Genomic DNA, 9,003 nt, shown 5'->3' with positions numbered 1-9,003 from the left:
GGCGCAAAGCTGCGGTGGTAGTGCCACACCAGGTCGTAAAAATAGGGCATGAGCCGGTAGCGGAAGTGCACCAGCGCGCGGATCTGCGGTGTGACTTCGGGGTGCATCCAGGGCTCGTTCACCGTCTGGTCGTCGTTCCACGAGTGGATGCTGAAGCGCGGTAGAAAAATGCCGTGCTGCACCCAGCGCAGCAGCAGCTCGGGGCCGGGCGCGGGGCCCGAAAAGCCACCGATGTCGTGCCCGGTGTTGGACACGCCCGACATGGCCAGGCCCAGGCCCATGCGGATGTTGTACTTCAGCGTGTCCCAGGCGGTGTAGTTGTCGCCCGACCAGGTTTGCACATAGCGCTGCATGCCCGCCGCGCCGGAGCGCGACACCAGGAAAGGGCGCTCGGTCGGGGCAAATGCGGTCTGCGCGGCGTGCGAGGCCTGCACCATCAGCAGGGTTTGCAGGGGCCGGGCCTCACGGGCCGCACGCGGGCTGCCAAAGCCGTGGACGCGGGCCTGGTCGCTCCAGATCTCGTATTCGTTGTTGTCGTTCCAGGTGGTGGGGATGCCCAGCTGGAGCAACTGTTCGGTGACCTGCTTTTTCCACCAGGCGATGGTGGCGGGGTTGGTGAAGTCCAGGTAGGCACCGGTGCCGTCCCAGAACTGCACGGCGGTGGGCTGGCCGTCGGGGTCGTTCACCAGCAGCCCGGCCTGGGCGGCCTCGGCAAAGCGCGGGTGGTCGGCCAGCAGCGCGGGCTTGATGTTGGGCACCAGGCGCACGCCCCGGTCCAGGTAGCTTTGCACAAAGGCCGCCGGGTCGGGAAATTTGTCGCGGTTCCAATGGAAGACGTAGCGGCCCGCGCCGATGGAGGTGTAGCCCGACGACAAGTGGAACGAGTCGCAAGGGATGTCGTGCTCAGCGCAACGCGCCAGGAACTCGCCCATGCGCTCCTGGGCGTTGGGCGCATCGGTGTAGCGCATGGTCGAGCCGGAGTAGCCCAGCGCGTAGCGCGGCGGGAAGATCGGGCGGCCGGTCAGCCAGGTGTAGCGGCGGGTGATGGCGGCCGGGTCGCTGCCAGCGATGTAGTACAGGTCCAGGTCGCCATGGTCGGCCACAAAGTAGCGGTAGTGGCCGTGGTAGTTGTCCATCTCGCGGCCCATGTCGAAGCTGCAGTCGGACAGGGTGTCGTAGAACAACCCAAAGCACAAGCCCGCATCCTTCTCGCCCGCTTTGCGGGTGATGTAGAACGGGATGTGCTTATACAGCGGGTCGGTGCTGCGGGCGTTGTAGCCCATGGGGTCCAGGTTGCACATGCGGTAGCGCTGACCGGCGCGGTTGGCATCGCCCGCGCGTTCGCCCAGGCCAAAGTACTGCTCGCCGCGGTCGCGCTGCAGGTAGTGGTAGACCTTGTCGTCCCACCAGCCAAAGTTGTAGCTCTGGGTGGAGCGGTCGGCGGCGGTGGCCACCCACGCACCGTGGTGCTGGCTTTCCCATTGGCAGAAGAAACCGGCCAGCGTGATGGTCAGGCGCACCGCGGCGGTGGTGATGCAAAGTTGTTGGTCGCTTTGCACCAGCGTGAAGGGCGGTAGCGCAAAGCCACTGGTGTCGAAGCGGTCGCGGCCTTCGGGGGGCAGGTCTTCCAGACCCGGGGCGACGGTCCAGGTGCGCGGCATTTGCAACTGGCCTTGCGGCAGCACCAGCACACGCAGGATGTCTTCTTCCAGCACCCAGACGTGGGCGATGGCACCGCCGGGGCTGGTTAAAACAAGGTGGTTGCCTTGCTGCGATTGCAGGGCAAATACGGGGGGATGGTCGAGGCGCATGGTGAAAATAAAAGTTAGAGACGGAGACCAGCGGTGTCAAAGCAATGCAGGTGCTCGGGCGGTGCCGACACGCGCACGGTGTCGCCGCGCTGGATGCGGGTCTGGCCGCCCAGGATCAGCTCGAACGGCGTGCCCTCGACCACGCTGCCGTGCAGGATGCTGGTGCTGCCCAGTTGCTCGACCTGCGCCACCTTAAGATGCAGGGGGCCCTGGTCGTCCAACTGCGCGTGCTCGGGGCGGATGCCGACGGTGTGGGTGCCGGACAGGGCGTGGGGAAACTGCGCCACGGGTACGAAGTTCATGCGTGGGCTGCCGATGAACCCGGCCACGAACTGGTTGCAGGGCTGGTTGTACAGGTCCAGCGGCGTGCCCACCTGCTCGATACGGCCGGCGCGCAGCACCACAATCTTGTCGGCCATGGTCATGGCCTCCACCTGGTCGTGGGTGACGTACACCATGGTGGCACCCAGGCGGGCGTGCAGGTCGCGGATCTCGGCGCGCATCGATACCCGCAGCTCGGCATCCAGGTTGGACAACGGCTCGTCGAACAAAAACAGCTTGGGTTCGCGCACGATGGAGCGGCCAATGGCCACCCGCTGGCGCTGGCCGCCCGAGAGCTGGGTGGGCTTGCGCTGCAACAGCGGGCCGAGCTGCAGCAGGGTGGCAGCGGCGGTGACCTTGCGCTCGATCTCGGCCTTGGCCACACCCAGGTTTTCCAGCCCGAAGGCCATGTTGTTGTAGACGCTCATGTGCGGGTACAGCGCATACGACTGGAACACCATGGAGCAGCCCCGGTGCGCGGCGGTGAGCTCGTTCACCCGTTCGCCGTTGATGCGGATCTCGCCACTGGTGGCGGGCTCCAGCCCGGAGATGATGCGCAGCAGGGTGGATTTGCCGCAGCCCGAGGGGCCGACAAAGACCACAAATTCACCGTCCGCAACGGCCAGGTCCAAGCCGTGGATGATGGTGGTTTTGTCAAACGATTTGACGATTTGGGCGAGTTCTAACGTAGCCATGGAAGATTCCTTATTTCACACCGGCACTGGCAATGCCCGTGGTGATGTACTTTTGCAAAAAGGTGAACACCAGGGTGATGGGGATCAGCGTGATGACGGTCATGGCTAGCAGGTAATGCCACTGGGTGTTGAGTTCCCCCTGGAAGGCATTCAGGGCCAATTGCAACGTGAAGTTCTCGGACTTGGACAGCACGATCAGCGGCCAAAGGAAGTCGTTCCAGCGCCACATGAACGAGAAGATGGCCAGCACCGCCATGGCGGGCGCGGCCAACGGCAGGATGATCTTCCAGTAGATGCGCCATTCGCTGGCGTTGTCCATGCGGGCGGCTTCCAGCAATTCATCCGGAATGGTCAGCATGTACTGGCGCAGCAAAAACACCCCGGTGGGCGTGGCCACGGCGGGCAAGATCACGCCCCATAGGTTGTTCAGCAAGTGCAGCTGCGAGATCACCAGGAAGGCGGGCACCAGGATGATGGTGGGCGGGATCATCAGGGTGGCGATGATCAGCACAAACACGGTTTTTTGCCCGGTGAACTGGTACTTGGACAAGGCAAACGCCGCCATCGAATTGAACAGCAGCGTGAGGATGGTGGCCACCACGGTGATGAACACGCTGTTCCACAAATACGTGCCAAAGGCGAACTTGCCGAACAGCTCGGTGTAGTTGCCGCTGGCAAACTTCAGTTCGTTGAGCGGCTGGCGGTCGTTGATATTGACCTTGATTTCGGTTTGCGGCGCGGCTGGATCGACCATGGTGGCCATGATGCCGATGCGCCGCACCTGGGCCAGCTCGCGGGTCTGGCCACTCTCGTCTTTGGCCAGAAACAGCGGCAGCGGTGTGTCGAATCCGGCCACCACCACCTCTTTCTGGCTGTAGGGCAAAAAGCTGGGCGGAAACTGGCTCAAAGCGCTTTCGGTCTTGAACGACGACATCACCAGCCACAGCACTGGGCCGAACATCACCACCAGACCGGCCAACAGGTAGGCGTAGGACACCCAGTCGGTCCAGTGCAACTGGTTGCGTCCACGGGTGCGGGTTACAAAATTAGCCATGATTTGGTCCTTACTTTTTGGCAGGAGTTTTGCAAGGCCTCTGCTCGCCCAAAGGGCGATACAGAGGGCGCAGCAAAAGTCCTATTTAGATTTTCCAGCGTTGCTGGCTTTGGACAAGCGCAGCTGCGCCAGCGTCAGGGCCATCAGGCCCGCCGCCAAAATCAGCGAAGCCGCTGCCGCCAGGCCGTACAGGTGGATTTGCTCGGCAAAACCGGTCTGGTAGATGTACTGCACGATGAAGGTGGTGGCCGAACCCGGCCCGCCGCCGGTGAGCACGAACACCTCGTCAAAGCTCTGCACCGCGCGGATCATCACCAGCACCAGCACCACGACCAGGTTGGGCATTAGCAGCGGCAACGTAATGCGCGACAGCACCCGCCAGGGCGGTGCGGCATCCATCTCGGCGGCCTCGTACACGTCTTTGGGAATGGCCTGCAAACCGGCCAGTAGGATCAGGGTGTAAAACCCCATGTGCGCCCAGATCGACACCACCACCACCCAGAAAAAAGCCCAGTGCCGGTCCAGCAGCCAGTCCATCGGCGTGCTACCCAGGGCCACCAGCCCGGCGTTGAACACGCCCTGGCTTTGCAGCAGCCATTTCCAGATCAGCGCCACCACCACCGGCGACAGCAGCACCGGGTAGAAGAACACGCCTCGCCAAAAACCCCGGCCGATGATCTTGCGGTTCAGCACCAGGGCCGTCACCAGCGAGAAGAACAACATCAGCACCACCTGGATGCTGCTGAACTTCACGGTGTTGAAGATGGAGCGCCAGAAGATGTCGGTGCGGCAGGACTGCAGGTCGCTGTAGTCGCGGCATTGCAGCAGGATGGTGAAGTTCTCCACTCCTGTGAACGGCCGCTCGGTCGGCAACAGATTCACGCCACCGGTCACCGCATAGACCAGGTTAATAACAATGGGCAGGAAGGTGAAGATGCCGATCACCAGCAGGTTCGGCCCCACAAACAGCCAGCCGATGCGCGAGGCCCCCAGCCACTTCTGCCCGAGCCGGAACACCGGCTCGAACAGGTTGAAGAACAAGCCCAGAAGGCGCAGAAACACGGACATAGATCTCCTCTCCAGCGGCCCACGCCGCCCCGCTGCCAGTGGGCATGGCCCACCACACTACCAAATTAATAGCTGCCCATGCACTATCTATCTGCGCCGGAGGCCTAAAAGGCATACAGCACAGAACGGGTGCTTACTTTTCCGCTTGCTTGACAGCTTCGGCCATGTCCGTGCCGATCTTGGTCACCGCCTCGTCCACGCTGATCTCCCCCACAATCGCCTGGGTCACGCGGGTCACGGTCGGTAGCATCAGGGCGCGGTTGTACTTGTAGCCTTGCAGCGCATAGGCCGCCGGTGCCAGGGTAGCGGTGCCGCTGGTGAACACGGTCAGCGCCGCCTTGGCCGCTGGGCCGGCGCTGGTATAGGCCAGGCCGCGTTGGGCCACCCCGGCATGGGCCGGAATGGTGTTGGTGCGCGAGGCGAATTCGGCCACATTGGCCTCTTGCGCCATGAAGTCGAGGAATTGGGCCACTTCCTTGGGCGACTTGGTGGTCTTCAGCGCCACCCAGGCCGAGCCGCCGGGCATGCCCGAGCAGGCGGCCGGGCCGCAAGGGTTGGGCACGGCCACCCAGTCAAAGGCATTGCCCACTTCCTTTTGCAGGCGGTTGATCTGCCAGGAACCCGACAGCACCATCACCACCCGTCCGTTCTTGAATTCGCCCACGGTGTCGGCGTAGCTGGAGCCGCCGGAGCCACCCCACACGTCTTTCAGCATGGTGCCGTCCTTGTGCCAGGCGACGAACTTGGCCACGGCGGTTTTGTAGCCCTCGTCCAGCGCCAGCTTGCCCTTGGCATCGAATATCTTGGCCCCAAAGCTGACCGCCGGGCCTGCAAAACGGTGGCCCGAACGGTCCCAGGCCATGGCGGCGGGGGTCTGGGTGGCCTTGGCGACCTTGCGGGTCGCGTCGGCCCACTCGTCCCAGGTGGCCTTGGGGCCGGGTAGGGGAATCTTGGCCTGCTCAAACAGGGTTTTGTTGACAAACGGACCGGTCATGGTGAGCTGCGACAGCATGCCGTAAATGCCCTTGTCGCCCGCCTTGTTGCGCATCCAGGGCAGCGTGCTGCCAAAGTTGGCTTCCCAGTAGGCGCGGTCTTTCAGGTAGGGGCCGATGTCGAGGTAGTTCTTTGACAGGCCACCGATCTCGGCCACGCGGGCGATGTCCGGGCCTTGCCCCGCGGCCAACTGGATGGGCAACTGCTCCACCACCGTCTTGTAGGGCACGATATCCAGGGCCACCTTGGCACCCGGGTTTTGCTTTTCATAGCGCTTGATGAGGTCGGCGGTCACGTCGCACTCGATGCCGTCCTGGTAACACATGACACGGATGTCGGCAAAGCTGGCGCTGGCCAGGCCCAGCAGGCCCAGGCCTACGGTGGTCGTCAACAGTTGGGAAGGGAATTTCATGGGTCTTGCCTCTTGGTAGTGAGAAAGTTAACGGACCATGCACGGGCGCTTGGCATCGAAGCGCCAGCCTGGGATCAGGTACTGCATGGACACCGCGTCATCGCGTGCGCCCAGGCCGTGCGCCAGGTAGAGCTGGTGGGCACGTTCCACCTCGGCCATGTCGAGCTGCACGCCCAGGCCGGGGGTGGTGGGCACCGTAACCTGGCCTTGCACGATCTGCAACGGGGCCTGGGTCAGGCGCTGGCCGTCTTGCCAGATCCAGTGGGTGTCGATGGCCGTGATCTTGCCCGGCGCGGCCGCAGCCACATGGGTGAACATGGCCAGCGACACGTCAAAGTGGTTGTTGGAATGCGAGCCCCAGGTCAGCCCCCACTCGTGGCACATCTGCGCCACCCGCACCGAACCCTGCATGGTCCAGAAATGCGGGTCGGCCAGCGGAATGTCCACGGCATGCAGCTGGATCGCCGCGCCCATCTGCCGCCAGTCGGTGGCCACCATATTGGTGGCCGTGGGCAGGCCGGTGGCGCGGCGGAACTCGGCCATCACCTCGCGGCCGCTGTAGCCGTCTTCGGCACCGCAGGGGTCTTCGGCATAGGCCATCACGCCGTGCATGTCGCGCATCAAACGGATGGCATCCTTCAGCAGCCAGCCGCCGTTCGGGTCCAGCGTGATGCGGGCCTGCGGAAAGCGCGCGTGCAGGGCGTGGATGGCTTCGACCTCTTCCTCGCCGCGCAGCACGCCGCCCTTGAGCTTGAAGTCGTTGAAGCCGTAGCGGGCATGCGCGGCCTCGGCCTGGCGGACGATGGAGGCGGCATCCATGGCTTTCTGGTTGCGCTGCACGCACCAGGCATCGTCGGCACCGTCTTCGCTGCGGTACGGCAGGTCGGTGGCGTGGCGGTCACCCACATAAAACAGGTAGCCCAGCATGTCCACCTTGTCGCGCTGCTGGCCTTCGCCCAGCAACTGCGCCACCGGCACCTCCAGGTGCTGGCCCAGCAGGTCGAGCAGCGCGGCCTCCAGCGCCGTCACGGCGTGGATGGCAATGCGCAGGTCAAAGGTCTGGTTGCCGCGCCCGCCCACATCGCGCCCGGCAAAGGTGTGGCGGGCCCGGTTCAGCAGCTGTTGGTAGGCCCCGATGGACTGCCCCACCAGCAGCGGACGGGCATCTTCCAGGGTTTTGCGGATGGCCTCGCCGCCAGGCACCTCGCCCACGCCGGTACGGCCTGCGCTGTCGGTCAGCAGCAGCAGGTTGCGGGTGAAAAACGGGCCGTGGGCACCGCTCAGATTCATCAGCATGGCGTCATGCCCGGCAACCGGAATCACCTGCAAGGCGGTGATCCGGGGGGTCGTTGGGGTGGGCTGGAGGGACATGGCGTGGTTCGGTTTATTGCGTTATGGCGTCGTTTGTTATCGATAACAAGTTAAAACGAATCGTATCGCTAATCTTTTGGCAAAAAACTAGGGGTTACCCTGGAATTACGGGGAGAACCTCCGGATTTACCAAGCAATAACGAAACGATACGAACAATGTTATTGATATCATGCCCATAGCTTTTGCTCCGCACCCTGCCCTCCACCATGTCCCACCATTTCACTGTCCACGATATCGCCAGGATGGCGGGCGTGTCCGCCATGACCGTCTCCCGGGCGCTGAACCACCCCACACAGGTATCGCCGGCGACCCTGGAAAAAGTGATGGTGGTGGTGCGCAGCACGGGCTTTGTACCCAACGGCATGGCCGGTGGCTTGCGCTCGTCCAAGGCCCGGCTGGTGGCGGCGGTATTGCCGACCCTGACCGGACCCGTATTCCAGGAAACCATCCAGGCGCTGAACCAGGCGCTGGATGCCCAGGGCTACCAACTGATGGTGGGCCAAAGCGGCTACGACAGCGCCCGCGAAGACGCGCTGCTGGATGCCATCATCCGCCGCCGCCCCGACGGGATTGTGCTGACCGGCATCATGCGTTCGCCAGCCGGGCGCAAGCAGTTGCTGGCCGCGGGCATTCCGGTGGTGGAAACCTGGGACCTGACACCCACGCCTATCGACATGCTGGTGGGCTTTTCTAATGAAGACATCGGCGCGGCGGTCTGCGCCTACCTGCACCAGCGCGGTTACCGCCGCCCGGCACTGATCTGCGGTGACGACGAGCGTGCCCGCCGCCGCAACAGCGGCTTTCAGCGCATGGCGCGCAGCCTGGGGCTGACGCAAGAGGGGCAGGACCTGCCCCTGGTGCTGACGCCGCCGCCCACCACGCTGGGTGCGGGCCGCAGCGGGCTGGCCGAACTGTTGGCGCGCCCAGAGGGCATTGACGCGGTGTTTTGCAGCTCGGACATGCTGGCTTTGGGCGTGCTGATCGAGGCCCAGGCGCGCGGACTGGCCGTGCCGGGGCAGGTGGCCATCGTCGGCCTGGGCGACCTGGGTTTGGCCGCCAGCCTGCACCCGGCCCTGACCACGGTGCGCATCGACGGCACCCGCATCGGCCAGACGGCCGCACAGTACATCGTGGACCGCGCCGATGGCCGCCCGATTGCCGAGCCGATTGTGGATATTGGTTTTTCGATCGTAGCGCGCGGTACGGCCTGATCGGCCCTCAGGTTGCCGGATCTGGCCACACTACATTTTTGATAGCTGCCTGCGCAGGAACCACCT

7 protein-coding genes are annotated in these 9,003 nt (G+C 64.0%); 1 reads left to right on the top strand and 6 read right to left on the bottom strand.

The window, feature by feature from the left end; genetic code table 11:
• From ABI213_RS11620 to gudD, 6 genes are all read right to left on the bottom strand, one after another.
• On the bottom strand, positions 1 to 1,811 hold a 1,811-nt coding region (locus ABI213_RS11620; protein ID WP_348027204.1), incomplete at its 3' end, for a TIM-barrel domain-containing protein.
• A 14-nt stretch (positions 1,812 to 1,825) separates the two neighbouring features.
• Complete coding sequence (gene ugpC, locus ABI213_RS11615; RefSeq protein WP_348007754.1) at positions 1,826 to 2,827, bottom strand: sn-glycerol-3-phosphate ABC transporter ATP-binding protein UgpC; 1,002 nt, start codon at positions 2,825 to 2,827, stop codon at positions 1,826 to 1,828.
• Between the two features lie 10 nt (positions 2,828 to 2,837).
• The gene (locus ABI213_RS11610; protein ID WP_348007753.1) at positions 2,838 to 3,881 is read right to left on the bottom strand and encodes a carbohydrate ABC transporter permease; all 1,044 of its coding nucleotides are present in this window, start codon (positions 3,879 to 3,881) and stop codon (positions 2,838 to 2,840) included.
• 81 nt (positions 3,882 to 3,962) lie between these two features.
• Positions 3,963 to 4,949: a sugar ABC transporter permease gene (locus ABI213_RS11605; RefSeq protein WP_348007752.1), complete on the bottom strand. Its 987-nt coding sequence runs from the start codon at positions 4,947 to 4,949 to the stop codon at positions 3,963 to 3,965.
• A gap of 133 nt (positions 4,950 to 5,082) precedes the next feature.
• Positions 5,083 to 6,354: an ABC transporter substrate-binding protein gene (locus tag ABI213_RS11600; RefSeq protein ID WP_348007751.1), complete on the bottom strand. Its 1,272-nt coding sequence runs from the start codon at positions 6,352 to 6,354 to the stop codon at positions 5,083 to 5,085.
• Between the two features lie 27 nt (positions 6,355 to 6,381).
• Entirely contained in the window at positions 6,382 to 7,725 is a 1,344-nt protein-coding gene (gene gudD / locus ABI213_RS11595) for a glucarate dehydratase (RefSeq protein WP_348027202.1), read from the bottom strand.
• A gap of 207 nt (positions 7,726 to 7,932) precedes the next feature.
• Between gudD and ABI213_RS11590 the strand changes: the two genes are divergently transcribed.
• Positions 7,933 to 8,937 (top strand): LacI family DNA-binding transcriptional regulator, encoded by a 1,005-nt coding sequence (locus tag ABI213_RS11590; protein WP_348027200.1) that lies wholly within the window; start codon positions 7,933 to 7,935, stop codon positions 8,935 to 8,937.
• Positions 8,938 to 9,003 lie beyond the last annotated feature (66 nt).

It is taken from the genome of Rhodoferax sp. (assembly GCF_039922535.1).
In the GTDB taxonomy this organism is placed as follows: domain Bacteria; phylum Pseudomonadota; class Gammaproteobacteria; order Burkholderiales; family Burkholderiaceae_C; genus Rhodoferax_B.
The sequence above is the reverse complement of the archived record's forward strand: the minus strand, read 5'-3'. Positions and strand labels throughout refer to the sequence as shown.

Coding starts and splice junctions, on each gene's coding strand:
- ugpC (WP_348007754.1), bottom strand. CDS start 2,827: ATGGCTACGTTAGAACTCGCCCAAATCGTCAAATCGTTTGACAAAACC.
- ABI213_RS11610 (WP_348007753.1), bottom strand. CDS start 3,881: ATGGCTAATTTTGTAACCCGCACCCGTGGACGCAACCAGTTGCACTGG.
- ABI213_RS11605 (WP_348007752.1), bottom strand. CDS start 4,949: ATGTCCGTGTTTCTGCGCCTTCTGGGCTTGTTCTTCAACCTGTTCGAG.
- ABI213_RS11600 (WP_348007751.1), bottom strand. CDS start 6,354: ATGAAATTCCCTTCCCAACTGTTGACGACCACCGTAGGCCTGGGCCTG.
- gudD (WP_348027202.1), bottom strand. CDS start 7,725: ATGTCCCTCCAGCCCACCCCAACGACCCCCCGGATCACCGCCTTGCAG.
- ABI213_RS11590 (WP_348027200.1), top strand. CDS start 7,933: ATGTCCCACCATTTCACTGTCCACGATATCGCCAGGATGGCGGGCGTG.